This window comes from Streptomyces sp. NBC_01003, assembly GCF_045162695.1.
GTDB lineage: Bacteria > Actinomycetota > Actinomycetes > Streptomycetales > Streptomycetaceae > Streptomyces.
In genome coordinates this window covers 9,800,993-9,821,563 of the sequence record NZ_CP108707.1, presented here as the reverse complement: position 1 = coordinate 9,821,563, position 20,571 = coordinate 9,800,993, and the positions used below count along the sequence as shown (strand labels likewise).

Below are 20,571 nucleotides of genomic sequence, written 5' to 3'. Positions count from 1 at the left end.
AGGAGATCACCGTGCCGACCGTCGAGACCCTCCCCCGCTTCGCCGCCGACCTCCAGCACCTCACCCCCGCACGCGCTCGTCGACGCACACCAGACCCGCACCGTCTGCCACCGGGACGCCGTCGGCCGTGTCGTCATGTGGACCGACGCGCTCGCCGCCACCACGCGCACGCGCTGGGACACCGAGGGCCGCCTGTGTGAACGCAGCGCGGGCGACGGCGCCTCCACTGAACAGTGACCGTGCCTCAGGACCTGCTCGTGCCCACCCGCAGAAATGAGGCTGCGCGTCGCGCGCGAGGGAGGTGCCCGAGCGCCCCGCGCCCCGCGTCAGGGAGCCCGGACGGCCACGCGCCAGGCGGCATCGCCCGGAAGCCTGACGGTTGCCACCCGGGACTGTCGAAGCGTCAGTCAGGCGGAGAGTCGGGCTTCCGGGCGATGCAGCGGCCAATCCTCGCTGTCAGGCGGAAGCGGGTGTGGGATCGGCTGCCGCCGAGGCGTCGGCTGCCGAGTCCACCGCCCCGCCTCCTGCGCTGTCGTTCCGGCCGCCCCCTCGTACGAGAAGGACGCTGAGTGCGGCCAGGATTCCCACCACTGTCAGGCCGACCAGGCCCCCCTTGGTGGAACCCGTCGTGGTCTCCAGGATGCCGAAGGCGGTCGGGGCGACGAAGCCGCCCAGGTTGCCGATGGAGTTGATGAGCGCGATGCCCGGGGCAGCGGCGCGGGCGTCCAGGTAGTTCTGCGGAATGGTCCAGAAGATGGGGGAAGCGGGCTTGAAGCCGACCGCGGCGATGCAGAGGGCGCCGAGGCCGAGCCACGGCGAGACGTAGACGGCGAGCAGTGTGCCGAGGCTGCCGATGAGCAGCAACGTGATCAGCAGGGGGCGGCGCTTGCCCATGTGGTCGGAGAGCCGGCCGGAGACCCAGACGGCGGCGATCGCGAACAGCCAGGGGACGGAGGTGAGGAGGCCGACCTGGAACTCGGAGAGGTCGCCGACGTCGTCGACGATCGAGGGGAGCCAGAACGTCACCGCGTACAGGGCGACGTTGATCGCGAAGTAGATCCAGAGGAAGAGCAGCATCTGGGGGTCGGCGAGCAGCTTCCAGCGGGAGACCTTCGCGCTGCCGCGCTTGCTTTCGCGGGCGGCCTGTTCGGCGTCGATGGTGGCTACGAGGCCCTGCTTCTCCTCGTCGGTGAGCCAGTCGGCGCTCTCGATGCTGTTGTCCAGGAAGCGGTAGACGACGAAGCCGAGAGCGATCGAGAAGAGGCCCTCGATGAAGAACATCCACTGCCAGCCGGCGTGACCGAGGAGGCCGTGCATCTCCATGAGCGCGCCGGAGATCGGGCCGACGATGACGGTCGCCGTGCCGGAGCCCATGAGGAAGACGGAGGTGGCGCGGCCGCGGTGGGAGTCGGGGAGCCAGCGGGAGAAGTAGTAGATGACCGCGGGGAAGAAGCCCGCTTCCGCGACGCCGAGGAGGAAGCGCAGCACGTAGAACATCTCGGCGCTGTTCACGAAGGCCATGGCGGTGGCCACGACCCCCCAGCTGATCATGATCCGGGTGAGCCAGATCCGTGCGCCGAATCGCTCCATGAGGATGTTGGAGGGCACTTCGAAGATCGCGTAAGCGATGAAGAAGATGCCCGCACCGACACCGAACGCGGCCGCCGACAGACCGGTGTCGGCGCTCAGTTCGTCCTTGGCGAAGCCGATGTTGACCCGGTCCATGTAGTTCACGACGAACATGATGAAGAACAGCGGTATGACGCGCTTGAAGATCTTCTTGATGGCGGACTCGACGGCCGGGGGGTGCTGCACGGCGCCGTTGACGGCGCTCTGGGGTACTGCGGACACGAGCGGCTCCGATCGTGAATGCGGGGTACGGCAGGGCGGGAGTCGCCGGGGCCGGGAAGGAGAACTGCTCCCGGCGGAGAACGCCCGCAACCAGAGCCGGGAGCCGGGACGTACGAACTCCCGGCTCCCGTCAGGCAGTTGGTGTCACCAGCGGGGGAAGGACGGGGCTTCCCAGGCCGGGTCGGCGACGCGCATCGCGGCCGCGTCGTCGCGTTCGCGCATCGTGCCGTCGTCGTCAAGCCAGCGTTGGTGCAGGACGGCGAGCCTGTCGCGGTCGAGGGTGACGCCGAGGCCGGGGGCGTCGGAGACGGTCACCTTGCCGTCCGTGAAGGTGATGCGTTCGTTCAGCACGTCCTCGGACTGCCAGGGGTAGTGCGAGTCGCAGGCGTGGTGCAGGTTCGGGACGGTGGACGCCACGTGTGTCATCGCGGCGAGCGAGATGCCCAGGTGGGTGTTGGAGTGCATCGACACTCCGACGCCGAAGGTGCGGCATATGGCGGCGAGTTCGCGGGTGTTGCGCAGGCCGCCCCAGTAGTGGTGGTCGGACAGGACGACCTGGACGGCGTCGCACGTGAACGCCTCCTTGACCTCGTCGAAGGTCGTCACACACATGTTGGTGGCGAGCGGCACGTCGGTACGGGCGGCGACGGCGGCCATGTTGGGCGTACCGAGCGTGGGGTCCTCCATGTACTCCAGGACGTCCTGCAGCGCCTCGATGACCTTGATGGAGGTCTCGACGGACCAGGCGCCGTTGGGATCGAGTCGCAGCGGGCTTCCGGGGAACGCCTCGGCGAGGGCGCGTATCGCCGCGATCTCCTGCTCGGGCGCGAATACGCCGCCCTTGAGTTTGAAGGAGCGGAAGCCGTAGCGCTCGGTGAACTTGCGCGCCTGGTCGACGATGCCGGCCGGGTCGACGGCCTCGCCCCAGTCGTCCACCTCGGAGTCGACCCCCTTCGGGTGCTCGCCCCACTTGCAGAAGAGGTAGCCGCTGTACTCGACGGCGTCGCGCACCTTGCCGCCGAGCAGGGCGTGAACCGGCAGGCCCTGTGCCTTGCCGAGCGCGTCCAGGCAGGCGACCTCGAAGCCGCAGACGACGGACAGCCGCAGCTTGTCGGCGGTCTGAACGCCTCGCAGGCCACCCACGTCCACCTGGTTCGTCACCCGCTCCTCGGCCACCGCGACCTCGTCCGCGAGGGTGAACAGGCCGTTGAGGTCTGCGACGGACCGGCCGACCAGCTTCTCTGCGTACGGGCGGGCCAGCTCCAGGTACTTGGTGTCGCCGTAGGTCTCGCCGAGGCCGGTGATTCCGTCCGCGGTGGTGATCTCGATGATCAGGCGGGGGGTGTACGGCTGGTGCACCCCCTGGGCGTTGAGCAGCGGCGGGTCGGCGACGAGGATCGGGGTCAGCCGGACGTCGGTGACCGTCAGGTCGTTCATCGGGCGGCTCCAACGAGGTTCAGGCCGGTGGTGAGCAGTGTTTCGAGGTCTGCGAGGTCTGAGGGGGGCGGGTCGGTGAGGGGCGCGCGGACCGGTCCGACGGGGCGGCCGCGCAGCCGGGCCGCCGCCTTGACCAGGGACACCGCATACCCGGGCCGCCGGTCGCGCAGCTCCACGAAGGGCACGTAGAAGTCGGCGAGCAGCTTGTCGACGCGGCCGTCGTCGCCTGTCGACAGGGCCTGGAAGAAGGCGTTGGCGATCTCCGGGGCGAAGGCGTGGACGGCCGAGGAGTAGGCGGGGATGCCGACCGTCGCATAGGCGCGGGCCTGGAGCTCGGCTGTCGGGGCGCCGTTGAAGAAGAGGAAGCCGTCGGGGGCGGCGAGGGTGCTGCGCTGGAGCCGGTCGAGGTCGCTGTGGCCGTCCTTGAGGCCGATGACGCCGGGGATCGCGGCGATCCGGCGCACGGTCTGCGCGTCGTACGTCACGTGGTCGCGCTGGTAGGCGATGAGTGGCAGCCGGGTGCGGTCGGCGATCCGGCGGAGTTGCTCGACCAGCCCGTCCTGCGGGGCCTTGTTGAGGTAGTGCGGCAGGACGAGGAGTGCGTCGGCTCCGGCGTCTTCGGCGATACGGGCGAAGCGCAGCGCCTGGGCGTAGCCGTAGCCGGTACCGGCCACGACCGGGACGCGGCCCGCCGTCACCTCCACGGCGGTCGCGACGACCTGGCCGTACTCGTCCTCGTCGAGCGCGCTGAACTCCCCCGTGCCGCAGGCCGGAAAGAGCGCGCCGGGGTTCGTCTCCAGTTGCCCGGCGAGATAGCTGCGAAAGCCGTCGAGGTCGAGTGATCCGTCGGCCTGGAAGCTGGTGAGCGGGAACGACAGCACACCCTGGGCCATGCCGTCGCGCAGCCGCGCCGCAGTGCCGGTGAGGGGGGTCCGAGCCACCATGCTGTCTCCGTATGTAGATGACGTTCGCACATGGGGATGGACAGTAGGCTCGGGAGACCACCCCGTCAATGGGTTCGAGCAAGCGATTCGGCATCAAGTGCAGGCGAGGACACGCAGCTCGGGACGGTACGTACGATCGACCCATGTCCGAATCTGTTGAGCCCGTGGTCCGGCCGTCCGAGTCCGGCGTGCGCGAGGTGAAGTCGGCCGCTCGCACGGTCGAGCTGCTCGAACTCCTCGCCGATCGCGGCGACCGGCCCGCCCGACTGCAGGAACTCGCCGCCGAGTTGGGCGTCCCTCGCAGCTCCATGTACGCGCTGCTGCAGACCCTGATCGCACGCGGCTGGGTGCGCACCGACGCCACCGGCTCGCTCTACGGAATCGGCCTGCGCACACTGCTCACCGGCACCACCTATCTGGACACCGACCCCGTGGTCCGCGTGGTACGCCCGTACCTTGACGATGCCTCGGAGCAACTCGGCGAGACCATCCATCTGGCCCGCCTCGACGGCATGGACATCGCCTACCTCGCGACCCGCGAGTCGCACGAGTATCTGCGCACCATCAGCCGAGTGGGGCGCTGGCTTCCCGCCCACGCGGGCGCACTCGGCAAGGCGCTGCTGGCCGAACACCCCGACGCGGCACTGCCCGACGCACCGTACGAGGCACTGACCCCACGCACCCACACCACCCTTGCCGCGCTCGTCGCCGACCTCGCACAGGTCCGGGCCCGCGGCTACTCGATCGACCGCGAGGAGGGCGTCACCGGCATCGTCGGATTCGGCTTCGCGCTGCGCGTGAACGGCGAAGCGCCGGCGCAGGACGCGATCAGCTGCTCGGTGCCGGTGGCACGGCTCACCGAGGAGCGCGAGCGGCGGATTGTGACCGTGATGCAGAAGGTGCGCGAGGAGATCGAGGCAAGACTGACTCAGGGCACGGGCGCGGGCGGGGTCGACTGGCGCTGAGCCCCTGGTCTCGACGAGCGATTCGGAGGTTCGCAGATCGCCCAGGAGGACGAAGGCGGACGGGTCCGACAAGTAACGGCTGACGGACAGACAAGGGGAGGACTCGATGCCGCTCCACCTCCAGCAGGGGATCCTCACTCAGTGACCCTCAGCCGACCGAGTTGACGAACGGCGGCCACACAACCTCGCACGAGGCGGCACACGAAGACGGGTCCGTCACGCACGTGCGTGACGGACCCGGAACATCCCCAATCGCCCTCACCGCCCACAGCACCTGGCAGGGCGCGACTTCCCGCCACGGAGAGGAGTCACTAACGGAGCGGACACGGCGGTGACACCCGGCAGAAACGGGTGGTCCCTAATTTCTGTCGCACGACAGGAACTCCGCAGGATCACGCCTCCGCGACAGGGGACCGCCATGACCGTGACCACCGACTCCACAACACCACCTCCCCCTCCGTCGGCCGGCGTCACGGACGACGGCACTCTGGCCACCTTCGGCTACCGCCAGGAGCTGCGGCGGCAGATGGGGAGGTACGCGTCCTTCGCCGCCGGGTTCTCCTTCATCTCCGTCCTGACCACGGTCTTCCAGTTCTTCTCCCTGGGCTACTCCTTCGGCGGGCCGCTGTTCTTGTGGACCTGGCCCGCCGTGCTCATCGGCCAACTGCTGGTCGCCGCGTGCTTCGCCGAACTCGCCGCCCGTTACCCCATCTCCGGGGCGATCTTCCAGTGGTCGACCCGGCTGAGCCGCCCGGCCTTCGGCTGGTTCACAGGCTGGATCATGGTGATCGGCCAGGTGGTCGTGGTCGCCGCCGCGGCACTCGCACTGCAGGTCGTTCTGCCCCCGATCTGGTCCGGATTCCAGCTCGTCGGCGGCGACCCGGCGCCCACCACGGCGACCGGGGCGGCCAACGCCGCCCTTCTGGCTCTCGTACTGCTCGCGCTGACCACGGCCGTCAACGTGCTCGACAACCGGGTCATGTCGGCCGTCAACCGGATCGGCGTCACCGCCGAGATCATCGGCGCGATCCTCATCGTCGTACTGCTGTTCACCCACGTCGAGCGCGGTGCCGGAGTGACCCTGAAGACAGGCGGCCAGGACGGCACGGTGGCGGCGCTGCTGGTGGGCTCGTTCACCGCGGCATACGTCCTCATCGGCTTCGACAGTGCGGGCGAGATGAGCGAGGAGACCCGTAACCCACGTCGCACCGCTCCCCGCACCATCCTCAGCGCCCTCGCCACGGCGGGTGCCCTGGGCGGCCTGCTGCTGCTCGGCGGCCTCCTCGCAGCACCCAGCCTCACCGACGGCCGCCTCGCCACCGAGGGGCTGAGCTACGTACTCACCAGCAGTCTGGGCGACGGGGTGGGCAAGGTCCTTCTCGCGGACGTGGCGGTGGCCGTCTCCGTGGCCACGCTCGCCATCCAGACCGCCGGGAGCCGGATGCTGTTCTCGATGGCGCGCGACGGGATGCTGCCCTTCTCCGCACGGCTGGCGAAGGTGTCGCCGCGCACGGGCATGCCCTTCGTCCCGGCGCTGGTGGTGGGCGGGCTGGCCGCGGCGCTCGCGCTGCTCAACCTCGCTTCCCCGGAGGCGTTCGTGGCCATCGGCACCACGTGCATCGCGATGCTGTATCTCGCGTACCTCGGGGTGACGGCGCCGATGCTGGTCCGCCGGCTCAAGGGCCGGTGGCCCGCGACGGATTCCGGAGACCGTGACGAGTTGGGCAGGCCACTGTTCTCCCTCGGCCGCTGGGGTCTGCCCGTCAACGCGCTCGCGGTCGTCTACGGGCTGTTCATGACGATCAATCTGTCCTGGCCTCGCGCGCAGGTGTACGACCCGGCAGGGGGCCACTGGTACTTCCATTGGTTCACCGTCCTGTTCGTCGGCGCCACGGTGGCCGCCGGTGCGGTGTACCGGAGCCGCGCAGGGGCTGCCCCAGCGGCCAAGGGTCCGGGGCGCAAGGAGCCGGCCGAGGCCGTGCGTATCTGAGCGGTCACACGCCCGGCCGCGTCGTAATCACTGCGCCGCGAGGAGCTGTTGCCCCTCGCGGCGCAGCCGTGCCAGGGAGCGCTGCGGCACGCCCGCAATCCGCAGGGCCGCGTCGGCTGTCGCCACGGCGAGGGCCGACGCGTCGCGGGCAGGGTCGGCACGCCGGATGAGGATCACGCTCTCGGTGAGGCCGAAGAGGAGGTCCGTTCGGAGCGCCAGCTCCTCGGCGCCGAGCGCCGCGCCCGGCTCCATGCCCGCCAGCAACTCCCCGTAGGACGCCTTCAGTTCGGTCCGTACCTGGTGGAAGACGCCAAATCGTTCCGTCTGCACCTCGGGCAGAAGGTACAGGGCCCCGAGGTTGTGCGGGCCACGGCACAGCAGCGTGACGTCGGAGTGGCACAGGGCCCACAGCCTCGCCTCGGCGGCTGCTCCTGTACGGGCCACCAGGTCTCGGGCGATCTCCAGCGAGGGACGGACGGTCCCTTCGAGCAGTGCCGCGAGGATCGCTTCCTTGCCGTCGAAGTAGTGGTACAGCGACGCCTGTCGCAGGCCGGCGCGCTCGGCGACCGCCCGGGTGGAGGTCGCGGTGTAGCCGTGCGTGGTGAACAGCTCGGCCGCGGCGGCCAGAACCTCTTCGCGCGGCTCCAGCCCGCTGGCGGGACGCGCCTGGGCGCGCGGGCGGCCGACTTTTCTGGTGGTGGGCGGGCTCACTCCGTGATCCTCGCACAGGCCCGCGAGATCCCCGCGGGCCGAGCTGCCGAGGTGAGATGCCGGTTACCGCGCCGAAATGCCCGGGCAATGGCCCCGACTTGGCCTGAGCCTAATTTCTGTCGCACGACAGAAATAGCGTCGAGCCGGAGGTTCAACCGTGGCGACAGCTTCGGAGACAGCGTCGGCCTATGGTGCCCGCGATCACGCCCGGGCCCAGGACGGCACACAGTGCGACACCATGCCCGTACTCCCGGCCAGCAGTTGGCCGACGCCCCCCGAGGGCATCGCAGCCGAGGATCTCGTGTGGTCCGAGACCCTGGCAGGCGGCAACTACACCCACAAGATCCTTGCGCGTGGCACCGAGTTGCGCCTGACCGACCTCACCGGCGACGCGTGCGCACACGTCCTGCTGTACTGCGCCGACCGCCCCTGGGAGCGGCTGAACGCGGCCGACACGGTCAAGGTGTTCTGGAACGCCTACCTCGGCGAGGGACATCTGCTCCTGTCCGACCAGGGCCGGGTTCTCGCCTCCGTCACCGAGGACACCTCCGGCCGGCACGACGCCCTCAGCGGCACGTCCACCCTCGTCCGCAACACCGAACGGTACGGGGACGGAACTCCCCAGTCGGCCGCCCCGGCCGGACGCGAGCTGTTCAAACTCGCCGCCCTCAAGAACGGCCTCGGCCCGCGGGACATCCCGCCGTCCGTCTCCTTCTTCCAGGGCGTACGGATCAGCGAGGACGGCACCGCCTGCTTCACCGGCTCCGCGGGAGCCGGCACGTCCGTCACGCTGCGCGCCGAGCAACCGCTGACCGTACTCATCGCCAACGTCCCCCATCCACTGGACCCGCGGCCCGTGTACATCTGCGGACCCCTTGAGGTCCTCGCGTACCAGGCAAGGCCGACGACCCCCGGCGACACGCTGTGGGACGCCACGCCCGAGGGCCGCCGCGCCTTCCTCAACACCGCCGAGCACCTCAACGCCAGGGGGATCGCATGACCGTCACCAGCGCCCCTGCGGGCCGCGTCGTCCACGACCGGACCGTCCCCGCCCGCTCCGCCTGGTCCGCCGTCGTACGCACGGGCCAGCTGCTGACCATCACCGACCTGCACGGGAACCAGGCCGCAGACTTCCTCGTCTACGACGCCCACGACACCTCCGTGCGCTACAGCGCCCCCGACACCATCCAGGCCCAGGGCAACATCTTCCTGACCACCGGCTCGGTGCTGCTGTCCAACGAGCACACACCGCTGATGACCGTCGTCGAGGACACCTGCGGTCGGCACGACACCGTGGGCGGCGCCTGCTCCAAGGAGTCCAACACCCTCCGCTACGGACACCACACCTGGTCTCAGCACGCCTGCGTGGAGAACTTCCTCGCCGAGGGCAGCAAGCACGGACTGGACAAGCGCGACCTGGTCTCCAACATCAACTGGTACATGAACGTGCCCGTCGAGACGGACGGCACCCTCGGCATCGTCGACGGCATCTCGGCCCCGGGCCTGAAAGTCGTACTGCGCGCCGAGACCGACGTCATCGCGCTGCTGTCCAACTGCCCGCAGATCAACAACCCCTGCAACGGATTCCACCCGAGTGCCCTGCAGACGACGATCACCGAGCCGGACGAGAGCTGAAGCCCATGACGTTCGACACCCTGCTGGTCGCCAACCGTGGCGAGATCGCGTCGCGCATCATCCGCACCGCTCGCCGGATCGGCCTGCGCACCGTCGCGGTCTACTCCGACCCGGACCGCGGCGCCGAGCACGTTCGGCTGGCCGACGAGGCCGTACGGCTCGGCCCGGCCCCTGCCAAGGACTCCTACCTGAACGCCGCTTTGATCCTGAAGGCCGCCGAGGACACCGGAGCCGGCGCCGTCCACCCCGGCTACGGCTTCCTGTCCGAGGACGCCGGCTTCGCCCGCCGCTGCGCCGAAGCGGGTCTGGTCTTCGTCGGCCCCACCCCCGAACAGCTGGAGCTGTTCGGCGCCAAGCACACCGCGCGCGCCGCCGCTCATGCGGCGGGTGTGCCTCTCGCCCCGGGCACGGGGCTGCTGCCCGACACGGACGCCGCCCTCGCGGCGGCCGAGGGAATCGGCTACCCGGTCATGCTCAAGGCGACCGGCGGGGGCGGCGGTATCGGCATGCAGGCGTGCCACGACGCGGACGCCCTCGAAGACGCCTGGGAGCGGGTACAGCGCGTGGCCGCCGCCTCCTTCTCCTCCGCCGGCGTCTTCCTGGAACGGCTCGTCGAGCGCGCCCGCCACGTCGAGGTGCAGGTCTTCGGCGACGGCGAGGGCCGCGTCGTCACCCTCGGCGACCGCGACTGCTCGCTGCAGCGCCGCAACCAGAAGGTCCTGGAGGAGGCGCCCGCCCCTGGCCTCCCGGACGCGGTACGCGAGCAACTGACAACCTCGGCACGGGACTTGTGCGCGTCCGTGAACTACCGCTCCGCCGGCACGGTCGAGTTCGTGTACGACGCCGCCCGCGAGGAGGTGTACTTCCTCGAAGTCAACACCCGCCTCCAGGTCGAACACCCGGTCACCGAGGAGATCTACGGCGTCGACCTCGTGGAGTGGATGCTGCGCCTCGCGCAGGGCGACACCACGGTCGTCAGCGTGCCTTTGACACCGCAGGGCCACGCCGTCGAGGCACGCATCTACGCCGAGGACCCCTCCCGCGACCACCGGCCGAGCGCGGGCCTGCTGACCCGCGTCGCCTTCTCCGAGGGTGTCCGCGTCGACACCTGGGTGGAGACCGGCACCGAGGTCACCACCTCCTACGACCCACTGCTCGCCAAGGTCGTCGCGCACGGCAGCGACCGCGCCGAGGCGCTCGACAGGCTGGACGCGGCCCTGGCCGCGACCCGCCTCGACGGCATCGAGACGAACCTCGGTCTGGTGCGCGCCGCGCTCCAGGACGCCGACGTGCGCCGAGCGGCCCACTCCACCGTTTCGCTCGCCACCATCAGCGACCCGACGCCGCGCATCGAGATCGTCGCGCCCGGCACGTTGACCACCGTGCAGGACTGGCCCGGACGCACCGGCCACTGGCAGGTCGGCGTCCCCCCGTGCGGACCGATGGACGACCTCTCCTTCCGGCTCGGCAACACCGCGCTCGGCAACACCGAGGGCGCACCCGGCCTCGAGTGCACCCTCCAGGGCCCGTCCCTCCGCTTCACCCACCCGACGACGGTGTGCGTCACCGGCGCCCCCGCACCGGTGACCGTCGACGGCGTCGCCGTACCGCAGTGGGAGCCGGTCACCGTCGAAGCCGGGCAGACCCTGGCCGTCGGGTCACCCGACGGGCACGGCCTGCGCACCTACGTGCTGTTCGCGGGCGGCCTGGACGTACCGGAGTTCCTGGGCAGCGCGGCCACCTTCACCCTCGGCCGGTTCGGCGGACACGGCGGCCGCGCCCTGCGCGCGGGCGACGTCCTGCACGGCGGCGAGCAGCGCCCGGAGACCTCCGTCGTGCCCCTCGACCGGCGACCGGCCTTCGCCGGCGAGTGGTACATCGGCGCGGTCGAAGGCCCTCACGCCGCCCCCGAGTTCTTCACCGACGACGACATCCGCGACTTCTACACCGCGGACTGGAAGGTGCACTTCAACTCGGCGCGCACCGGTGTGCGCCTCGTCGGCCCCAGGCCGCGGTGGGCGCGCACGGACGGCGGCGAGGCGGGCCTGCACCCGTCCAACATCCACGACACCCCGTACTCCGTCGGCGCCGTCGACTACACCGGCGACATGCCCGTCCTGCTCGGCCCGGACGGGCCCTCGCTGGGCGGCTTCGTCTGCCCGGCGACCATCGTGACCGGACAGCGCTGGAAGCTCGGCCAGCTCCGTCCCGGCGACACAGTCCGCTTCGTCCCGGTGACCGCCGAGACCGCCGCCGGGCTGCGGCGGAACCCGGCAGCGGCCCCGCGCGCCGACCGGGAGGCCGTCGTCGACGGCGGCATCCTCGCCCGACTGCCACAGACCGGGACCCGCCCGTCGGTCACCTACCGGCGCAGCGGCGACGACAACCTCCTCATCGAGTACGGACCGATGCAGCTCGACCTGGCCCTGCGCATGCGGATCCACGCACTCGCGCAGGCGCTGGCCGGGCAGCGGCTCGACGGCGTCGAGGACCTGACTCCGGGCATCCGCTCCCTCCAGGTCCGGACAGATCCCGACGTCCTGCCTCAGGAGAAGCTCCTCGAGATCGCCCGGCGCGTGGAGGAGGAACTCCCCGCCCCCGACGAGCTGGTGGTTCCCAGCCGAATCGTCCACCTGCCGCTGTCCTGGGACGACCCGGCGACCCGCGAGGCCATCGCCCGCTACATGGCCGGCGTGCGCGACGACGCCCCCTGGTGCCCCTGGAACATCGAGTTCATCCGCCGCGTCAACGGCCTGGAGACCGTGGAGGACGTGTACCGCACCGTCTTCGACGCCGAGTACCTGGTGATGGGGCTGGGAGACGTGTACCTGGGCGCACCGGTCGCCACCCCGCTGGACCCGCGGCACCGGCTGGTCACGACCAAGTACAACCCGGCCCGCACCTGGACCGCGGAGAACTCGGTCGGCATCGGCGGCGCGTACCTGTGCGTCTACGGCATGGAAGGCCCCGGCGGCTACCAGTTCGTCGGCCGCACCACACAGGTGTGGTCGGGCTGGCAGCAGCGCGGCGCCTTCGAGCCGGGCAGGCCCTGGCTGCTGCGCTTCTTCGACCGGATCAGGTGGTACCCGGTCGAGGCGGAGGAACTCCTGGAACTGCGCGCGGACATCACGTCCGGCCGGTTCGTACCGAGAATCGAGGAGGGTTCCTTCTCTCTCGGCGAGTACCAGCGGTTCCTCACCGAGAACGCGGAGTCGATCGCCGGGTTCCGGGCCGGGCAGAGCGCGGCGTTCCACGCGGAGCGCGACGCCTGGGAAGCGGCCGGCGAGTTCACCCGCGAGCAGGCGGCCACCGAGGCCGCTCCGCCGTCCATCGACGTCAAGGTCCCCGAGGGCAGCCACCTGGTCGAAGCCGAGTTCACCGCCTCCGTCTGGCAGGTCAACGTCGAGGTCGGCGACCATGTTTCGGCCGGGCAACCGCTCCTCGCGCTGGAAGCGATGAAAATGGAGTCCCGGGTGCCGGCCCCCGCCGACGGTATCGTCACAAAGATCCTGACCAAGCCGGGCAGCCAGGTCGAGGCGGGCACCGCCCTCGTCGTCCTCGCTCCCGTCGACACCGTGGAGGCAGCCGCGTGATCACCGCAGTGGAACGGGTGCGGGCCGCCTACACGCGCATCGCGCAGGTGGACCGGCCCGAGGTGTGGATCGGTCTGCGCCCGCAGGCCGATACGGAGTCGGACGCCGCCGCGGTCGACGCGAAGGTCGCCGCCGGTGACCGGCTGCCGCTGGCCGGGACGGTGCTGGCGGTCAAGGGCAACATCGACGTGGCCGGACTGCCGACCACCGCCGGCTGTCCCGCCTACGCCTACGAGCCGGACACCGATGCCCCGGCCGTGGCCCGTCTGAAGGCTGCGGGCGCCGTGGTCCTCGGCACCACGAACCTCGACCAGTTCGCGACCGGCCTGGTCGGCACCCGCAGCCCGTACGGCACGGTCCGCAACGCCCTCGCCCCGGAACACGTGTCCGGCGGTTCCTCGTCCGGCTCGGCGGTCGCCGTCGCCCTCGGCATCGCCGATATCGCACTCGGCACGGACACCGCGGGCTCGGGCCGTATCCCGGCGGCCTTCAACGGCATCGTCGGTCTCAAGCCGACCTTCGGCCTGATCCCGACCGAGGGCGTCGTCCCGGCCTGTGCCTCGCTCGACTGCGTCACGGTCTTCGCCCGCACGCTCCCGGAAGCCGAGCAGGCGCTGTCCCTCATGGCAGCGCCGTCCGGGCGGGCACGGTCGGCTCCGGCCGCGCGTCGCCCCGGACCGTGGCGGATCGCCGTCCCGGAACTCGGGCAACTGGGCCGGCTGGACACCGGCTGGACCGAGGCGTTCGAAGCGGCGGCGCAGCGGCTCGCCGACGCGGGCGCCGAGCTCCTGCCTGTCGACCTCGCACCGTTCACGGAGGCGGCGGCGATGCTGTACGAGGGCGCGTTCGTCGCCGAGCGCTACACAGCCGTCGGCGCCTTCATCGACGGGCACAAGGACTCGCCGGACCTCGACCCGACCGTGGCCGGAATCATCTCCCGGGCCAGGGACATCCCGGCCCACCAGCTCTACGCCGACCAACAAAAGCTGGCATCTCTCCGCGTCCGGGCCCAGGCCTCCCTGGGCGACGCGGACGCCCTGCTCCTGCCGACCGCACCGGGCCACCCCACCATCGCCGACGTCGCGGCCGACCCACTGGGCGTCAATGCCCGGCTCGGCCGCTTCACCAACTCCACCAACCTCTTCGACCAGGCGGCGGTCGCCGTGCCCGCAGGCGACGTGAACGGGCTGCCGTTCGGTGTCATGCTGATCGGCCCGGCCTTCACGGACGAGCGGCTCGTCCGCATCGCCGGGCTACTCACCTCCCCGCCCCTGCGGCTCGCGGTGATCGGCGCGCACCTGTCCGGACAGCCCCTGAACGGCCAACTGCTCGCCGTGGGCGGGCGGCTGGTGCGCACCACCACGACGGCGCCCACCTACCGGCTGTACGCACTGAACACCCTGCCGCCGAAGCCGGGACTGGTCCGGGTCGGCGGAGGCGAAGGCCAAGGCGAAGGCGGAGGCGAAGGCGGAGGCGGAGGCGGAGGCGAAGGCGGAGGCGGAGGCGGAGGCGAAGGCGGAGGCGAAGGCGGAGGCGAAGGCGGAGGCGAAGGCGGAGGCGAAGGCGGAGGCGAAGGCGGAGGCGAAGGCGGAGGCGAAGGCGGAGGCGGAGGCGGAGGCACGATCGAGGCCGAGGTGTGGCAACTGCCCGCCGAGGGACTGGGTACGCTCCTCGCCGCGTTGCCCCGCCCGATGGCGCTCGGAAGCGTGGAACTCGCGGACGGAAGCTTCGTCACCGGCTTCCTCTGCGAGCCACAGGCCGTCGACGGTGCCCACGAGATCACCTCATACGGCAGCTGGCGCGCATACCTGGCCACCCTCCCCCGCCCCTGAGGCCCGCACTGACCAGAAGCCGCTCAGGCCGACTCGCGCACCACCAGACGCGGCACGATCACCCGCTCGGCGAGCGGGCCGCGGCCCTGCACGAGCGCCGCGACCTGCTCGACGGCCGCCCGGCCCACCTGGCGCTTGTCGACGTGCAGCGTGGTGAGCGGCGGGTCCATGAGCTCGCCGAGCATCAGGCCGTCGCACCCGACGAAGGCACAGTCGCCCGGTACGGCCAGGCCCCGGCGCAGCGCGCGGCGCATGGCGCCGACCGCGATCAGGTCGTTGTAGCCGAGCACCGCGGTGGTGCCGGGGTGTTCGGCGAGCACGCGGTCCATGCCGTCGGCGCCGCCCTGTACGGAGTTGGCCACGGACACGACCGGAGTCCCCTCGGCGTCGAGGCCGCGCTCGGCGGCCAGGGCGAGGAACAGGGCGCGCCGGGAGTGCGGGTCTGCCCCGTCTCCGCGGGCCTTGTCATCGAGCATGACCACGCGCCGGTGTCCGGCCGCCATGAGGTGCGCGAGGGCCTGCCGCATCCCGGACTCGAAGTCGATACGGACACCGCCGGCGGCCGGCGGCCGAGTGTCGTGGTCCAGGAGCACCAGCGGGATTCCGGTGCCCCGCACCCGTTCGATGGCACTCTCGGCGAAGAAGTAGCCGACGCACGCGTCGACATGGTCGGCGACAGTGGCCGCCACCGTCTGCTCGCGTTCGAGCGCCGACCCGGTGCTGTACACGGCAACCTGCCAGCCGCGCTCGTCGGCCGCCTCCATCACCCCGGCCACGACCTCGGGAAAGAACGGGTTGAGCACATCGGCGACGACCAGGCCGAGCATGGTCGTCGCCGGGCCGGCCATGCCGCGCGCATGCCGGTTGGGCCGATAGCCGAGTGTCTGGGCGACCTCCAGGATCCGTGCCCGGGTGTCCGGGTCGATCTCCGGCTTGTCGTTGATGGCGCGGGAGACGGTCTGCCGGGAGACACCCGCGGAGCGGGCCACGTCGTCGATGGTGACGCCGTGACGCCCGCGCCGGGACGTACGGGGGGTGGGCATCTCGGGAAGGCTCCTCTCTGCCTGCCCAAGTGTCGTCCGCGGTCGCTGCGGGATGGTTCACGTGAGCGCTCACGGACATGATGAGCAGCTCGTTCCCTGCTGTCAACGGCCCTCACTCGTAAGGTAATTGAAGCGATCAAGGTGGAGTCCAGCAATCCCTCGCATCGGTCTTGACGGGGACATGCGGCGGCTTCAAGGTACTCCGTGAGCGCTCACGGGAACGCTCACGAATTGGCAGCCCGTCTCTGCAGTCGCCCTCCCGGAGGACGTACGTGACGTCGATCGCCGGTCACCACGACAGAACGCCCACCCGCGCCCACCAGCGTGCTCATCGACCGGGTCCGCGTCGCTGGGCTCGTCGACGGAGCCCCCCACGGAGCCCGTCGGCCGTGAACTCCAAGACAGTGTACGGGTGTTGGACGTGGCAGCCCTCGAGGGCGACGCCGCGGAGATCCGCCTGGAGACATCGCTGCGAGACGCCGTCGGCTACTGGCACCCGGACACCGGCTGGCAGCGCGGACTCCCCCGAGCGGCAGCGGCTCTACCCGTACGCCCGCATCCCCAGCCCGACCGCGCCGGGCGCACACGCCCTCGACCCCAGGGAGCCCCGGGTGCGCGCGCACGTCCTCGAGGCGTGCCCCCAGCTCGTCGCCGACCACGGGCTCGACGGCCTGAAGCTGGACTTCCTCGACGACGCCACCGTGTACGCGGCCGACGGCGGCGACCCGGTCGGACCCGCGATGGCCCCGTGCTCGGGGACCTGCGTGCCTCCCTCGGCGCGCCGTGCCCGCGCTGCCCGCCGGTCGAACTGCGCCAGCCCTGTCTCGGCCCCGGCATGAGCGCCTACGGGAATCTGCTGCGCGCCGCCGACTGCCCGGCCGACGCCACCGCGAACCGGATCCGCACGATCGGCGCGGCGCTCTGCGCGACCGGCGGCGCCGTCCATTCGGACATGCCGATGTGGGACCCGGACGCATCGGCCGAGGCGACGGCCCGGCAGATCCAGTCCGTGTTGCACGCAGTTCCACAACTCTCTTGCTTTCTGGGCGGGTTGACTCCAGAGCACCGCGAGGTCGTGGCGTTCTGGCTGCGGCAGTGGCAGCGGCTGCGCCCGGTGCTGCTCGACGGCAAGGTGGAGCCGGGTCGTCCGGACGAGCCGTACCCCCTTGTCCGGGCGCACGCCGGCGACGTCCAGATGATCGTCGCCCACGCCGAACGCCCCGTCCCGCTCGACCTGATGCGCCACCCCCGGGCCGATCTGGTGAACGCCACCGCCGCGGACGGCCTGGTCTGCGTCGTCCCGCACGCCCCGGTGCGGGCAACGCTCACCACGTACGACGCGCGCGGCCGGGTCACCCACTCGGGCCCGCACACCCTCGGCCCAGGCGCGGTCCGCCTCGACGTACCGCCCTCCGGGCTGCTGACCGTCCGGCCACCCGACCGACCCCGAGGAGGTCCACCAACTCGCCTGCACAGCACGTTCCTTGTCCCGGCGCCCGCGCGGTGCTGCACCCGAAGGAGGAACAACCCCTCATGTCCAGCAGACCGGCGCGCCGGCCACGGCGCCTGTGGGCCCTGTGGGCGGCCCTGCTCGCCCTGTTCAGCCCCCTCCTGCTCACCCCCGCATCCGCCCCCGCGGCCACGGCCACCGGCACGACCGCCACCGCGCAGGCGGACCCGGTGCCGGGCATGTTCAACCCACGCCAGACCTGGCTGCGCAACTCCACCGCGGGCCTCTTCCTGCACTGGGGCATGTACACACAGCCCGCCCACTACGACTGCGACTCCTGGCAGAAGGCCGTGAACGACAGCGGCTGGAACCCGGACTACTGGGTCAAGGAGACGCAGAAGATCCACGGCTCTTACATCGTCCTGGCCACCTTCCACAGCCGCCTGGGCTACGCCCGCCCCTGGCCGTCGAAGATCCCCGGCAGCTGCTCGACGAGGCGCGACATCCTCGGTGAGCTCATCAAGGCGGCCGAGGCCAAGGGCATCAAGGTCATCCTCTATATGACCGACGATCCGCAGTGGCACGACGAGCAGGGCCGCGAGTCCTTCGACTCCGCCGCCTACTCCGCCTACAAGGGCAAGGACGTCGATCTGACGACCCGGCCCGGCTTCGGCGAGTTCAGCTACGACAACTTCTTCGAAGTGATGCACAACTACCCGGACCTGAAGGGCTTCTGGATCGACAACGACAACGAGTACTGGGAGCAGCACCACCTCTACGAGCAGATCCGTGAGCAGCGCCCGGACATGCTCCTGAGCAACAACAACGAAGACACACCGATCATGGACACCGTGTCCAACGAGCAGAAGACCGGCATGACGCCCGACTACGACATGCCGGCGGCGTACTGGACGTCCATGCCGCGTCTGACGGAGTCCTGCTACAAAGTGCCCTCGAGCGGCGCCTGGTGGTACGACGGCCAGGACCGTCCGGTCGACACGGCGCTCAACATCCGCCGCTACGTGGCCAACGCGGGGACGTCGTACAAGTCCCTGATGGACCTCCAGGCCCAGGTGAACGGGACGTTCCCGCCCCAGCAGCAGGCGTTCACCGACTACATGTCGAAGTATCTCGACCCGATCCGGGAGTCGCTGCACGGCGTGGAGGGCGGTGGCTATCTGTACGGCGGGCTGCGTCCGGGGGCCTGGAACGACGGGGCGTACGGCTACACCACGGTGAGCAAGAAGGACCCGACACGCCAGTACATCCACGTCACGACGTCGCCGGGCGGCGCCGACACCGGCACCCTCAGCCTTCGCGACAACGGCACCAAGGTGAAGCGGATCAGCGATCTGCGCACCGGCGAGCGGATCGCCTTCGACCAGCGCGGCGGAAGCGTAACGCTCAAGGGCATCACCACCTGGGACCCGTACGACACGGTGTTCAAGGTGGAGACGGAGCGACACCGCCAGGGCCTGTATCCCTCGAACACGGTGCGGGCCACTGCCACTTCATCGAAGGACGGCCATCCGGCGACCAACCTCACCGACGGTGATGACACCCGGTACTGGGACTCGAACGCTCAGGTGCCCGTCTCGGTCACGCTGGATCTCGGGGGCGTGAAGAAGGCCCGGTACCTGGCCGTGAACCAGACCGAGTGGTCGCCCACCTACAACCGTGAGTCGTTCGGCAGGAAGGAGGACTCGGCCCGGATCAAGGACTACAAGGTCTTCGTCAGTGACGACGGCGAGCACTGGGGCGAGCCGGTGAAGACCGGCGTCATGGAGAGCGCCCGCAGCACCCGCTACGTCGACCTGGACACCACGGCCCGCTACATCAGGCTGGAGGTGGACAGCACCTGGTCGGCGGCGACCGTCGTCCCCTTCTACCACCAGCTGAGGATCGACGAGATCGCGGTCGGCCACTCGTATCCCGTGAGCCACGGCCTCGGGTGACGAACGCGCGTACCCCGAGGGCCTATGGGGCCTTCGGGGTACGCGTCCCGGTCGTCACCCGGCGGTCAGTGTCCGGCCGGCGAGTTCGCGGCGGCCACGAGCGCGCCGGCGATCGCGTCGTACGCGGGCTTGCGCCTCAGGTTCTCGTCCCAGGGCAGCGCTGCACCCTGGCCTGGGAAGACCGACGGGATCCACGAGTGCCGGTCGGAGTAGCCCCACAGGGTGATGCCGACACAGCGCCGCACGGCCAGGCATGCGTCGGTGACCTGGGCGTACCAGTCGGCCTGTTGGGTCAGCAAGGCAGCGTCGGCGGGCAGGATCATCCGGATGTCGAGTTCGGTGATCGCGACGTCGAGGCCCAGGTCGGCGAAGCGCTGAATGTTCCCCCGCATGTCGTTCGGGAAGCCGTACTGCAGGGCGAGGTGGGCCTGCATGCCGAAGCCGTCGATCGGTACACCGTCCGCCTTGAGCTGCTTGATCAGCGTGTAGTAGGCGTCCGACTTCGCCCCGATTCCTTCGACGTTGTAGTCGTTGAGGTACAGCTTGACCTTGGGGTCGGCGGTGTGCGCCCAGCGCAGGGCGTCGGCGATGTAGCCGGGGCCGAGCGTCTTGTAGAAGATGTTCTCCCGGTACGTGCCGTCCTCGTTCATGATTTCGTTGGCGACGTCCCAGGCGAAGACCTTGCCCCTGTAGTGCTTCACCTCCGTCGTGATGTGGTTCTTGAGGATCGAGCGCAGTTCGTCGGCGGTCCAGGTGCCGTCCGTCAGCCAGCTCGGCAGCTGGCTGTGCCACAGCAGGGTGTGGCCGCGCACCTTCAGATGGTGGGCCTTCGCGTACGCCACGATCTCGTCGCCGGCGGTGAAGTCGAAGACGCCGCGCCGGGGTTCGGTGGCGTACCACTTCATGCCGTTGCCGGGGGTGGTGGCGCCGAACTCGCTGCCGAGCAGGTCGGCGTACGCGGTGTCGTCGAGCTCGGGGTTGTCGACGGCCGAGCCGAAGTAGCGGCCGGTCCGCTGGGCCAGGTCGTCGAGCGTGGCGGCGCGGTGCCGGGCGCCGTCCGCGTGGGCGGCCGGGACCGCGGCGAGACCGAGCAGCAGGGCCGTGGACGCGGCGAAAACAGCGACTCTGGCTCGGGTACGGCGTGCGGGTGTGCGCATGGGGCGGC

Annotated in this window: 14 protein-coding genes; 8 read left to right on the top strand and 6 right to left on the bottom strand. The window is 70.5% G+C overall.

Translation table 11 applies throughout. The annotated features are described in order from the left end of the window. Positions 1 to 456 precede the first annotated feature (456 nt). From OG698_RS45125 to OG698_RS45115, 3 genes are all read right to left on the bottom strand, one after another. On the bottom strand, positions 457 to 1,851 hold the full coding sequence (locus OG698_RS45125) for an MFS transporter (protein WP_406110036.1): 1,395 nt from the start codon (positions 1,849 to 1,851) through the stop codon (positions 457 to 459). A 144-nt stretch (positions 1,852 to 1,995) separates the two neighbouring features. Continuing rightward, the gene (locus OG698_RS45120) at positions 1,996 to 3,288 is read right to left on the bottom strand and encodes a glucarate dehydratase family protein (RefSeq protein ID WP_406110034.1); all 1,293 of its coding nucleotides are present in this window, start codon (positions 3,286 to 3,288) and stop codon (positions 1,996 to 1,998) included. Then, entirely contained in the window at positions 3,285 to 4,232 is a 948-nt protein-coding gene (locus tag OG698_RS45115) for a 5-dehydro-4-deoxyglucarate dehydratase (RefSeq protein ID WP_406110032.1), read from the bottom strand. Before OG698_RS45115 ends, OG698_RS45120 begins: the two co-directional genes overlap by 4 nt. A gap of 143 nt (positions 4,233 to 4,375) precedes the next feature. Here OG698_RS45115 and OG698_RS45110 point away from each other — a divergent pair, with 143 nt between their 5' ends. After that, complete coding sequence (locus tag OG698_RS45110) at positions 4,376 to 5,197, top strand: IclR family transcriptional regulator (protein WP_406110030.1); 822 nt, start codon at positions 4,376 to 4,378, stop codon at positions 5,195 to 5,197. Between the two features lie 418 nt (positions 5,198 to 5,615). After that, positions 5,616 to 7,187, top strand: coding sequence for an amino acid permease (locus OG698_RS45105; RefSeq protein ID WP_406110028.1), 1,572 nt, complete (start codon positions 5,616 to 5,618; stop codon positions 7,185 to 7,187). 27 nt (positions 7,188 to 7,214) lie between these two features. Here OG698_RS45105 and OG698_RS45100 read toward each other — a convergent pair whose 3' ends face one another. After that, positions 7,215 to 7,898: a TetR/AcrR family transcriptional regulator gene (locus tag OG698_RS45100; RefSeq protein WP_406110026.1), complete on the bottom strand. Its 684-nt coding sequence runs from the start codon at positions 7,896 to 7,898 to the stop codon at positions 7,215 to 7,217. A gap of 238 nt (positions 7,899 to 8,136) precedes the next feature. Here OG698_RS45100 and OG698_RS45095 point away from each other — a divergent pair, with 238 nt between their 5' ends. Genes OG698_RS45095 through atzF form a run of 4 tightly spaced genes read left to right on the top strand, consistent with a single transcriptional unit; the run spans position 8,137 to position 14,958 of the window. After that, positions 8,137 to 8,898, top strand: a complete 762-nt coding sequence (locus OG698_RS45095) for an urea amidolyase associated protein UAAP1 (protein ID WP_406110024.1) — start codon at positions 8,137 to 8,139, stop codon at positions 8,896 to 8,898. Beyond that, positions 8,895 to 9,533, top strand: a complete 639-nt coding sequence (locus tag OG698_RS45090) for an urea amidolyase associated protein UAAP2 (protein WP_399978547.1) — start codon at positions 8,895 to 8,897, stop codon at positions 9,531 to 9,533. The genes OG698_RS45095 and OG698_RS45090 overlap by 4 nt, the downstream gene beginning before the upstream one ends. A gap of 5 nt (positions 9,534 to 9,538) precedes the next feature. Continuing rightward, positions 9,539 to 13,126, top strand: a complete 3,588-nt coding sequence (uca, locus tag OG698_RS45085; protein ID WP_406110022.1) for an urea carboxylase — start codon at positions 9,539 to 9,541, stop codon at positions 13,124 to 13,126. Beyond that, positions 13,123 to 14,958 carry an allophanate hydrolase gene (gene atzF / locus OG698_RS45080; RefSeq protein ID WP_406110020.1) on the top strand — a complete coding sequence of 612 codons (1,836 nt, stop codon included), beginning with the start codon at positions 13,123 to 13,125 and terminating at the stop codon, positions 14,956 to 14,958. The genes uca and atzF overlap by 4 nt, the downstream gene beginning before the upstream one ends. A gap of 23 nt (positions 14,959 to 14,981) precedes the next feature. Here the strand turns inward: atzF and OG698_RS45075 are convergent, their stop codons facing one another. Next, on the bottom strand, positions 14,982 to 16,001 hold the full coding sequence (locus OG698_RS45075; RefSeq protein WP_406110018.1) for a LacI family DNA-binding transcriptional regulator: 1,020 nt from the start codon (positions 15,999 to 16,001) through the stop codon (positions 14,982 to 14,984). Between the two features lie 611 nt (positions 16,002 to 16,612). Between OG698_RS45075 and OG698_RS45070 the strand changes: the two genes are divergently transcribed. Both OG698_RS45070 and OG698_RS45065 read left to right on the top strand, forming a co-directional pair. Next, a complete protein-coding gene (locus tag OG698_RS45070) occupies positions 16,613 to 16,840 on the top strand; it encodes a hypothetical protein (protein ID WP_406110016.1) in 228 nt (75 codons plus the stop codon). A gap of 694 nt (positions 16,841 to 17,534) precedes the next feature. Further along, positions 17,535 to 19,406: an alpha-L-fucosidase gene (locus OG698_RS45065; protein WP_406110014.1), complete on the top strand. Its 1,872-nt coding sequence runs from the start codon at positions 17,535 to 17,537 to the stop codon at positions 19,404 to 19,406. 65 nt (positions 19,407 to 19,471) lie between these two features. Here OG698_RS45065 and OG698_RS45060 read toward each other — a convergent pair whose 3' ends face one another. Further along, positions 19,472 to 20,563: an endo-1,4-beta-xylanase gene (locus OG698_RS45060; protein WP_406110012.1), complete on the bottom strand. Its 1,092-nt coding sequence runs from the start codon at positions 20,561 to 20,563 to the stop codon at positions 19,472 to 19,474. Positions 20,564 to 20,571: the final 8 nt, after the last annotated feature.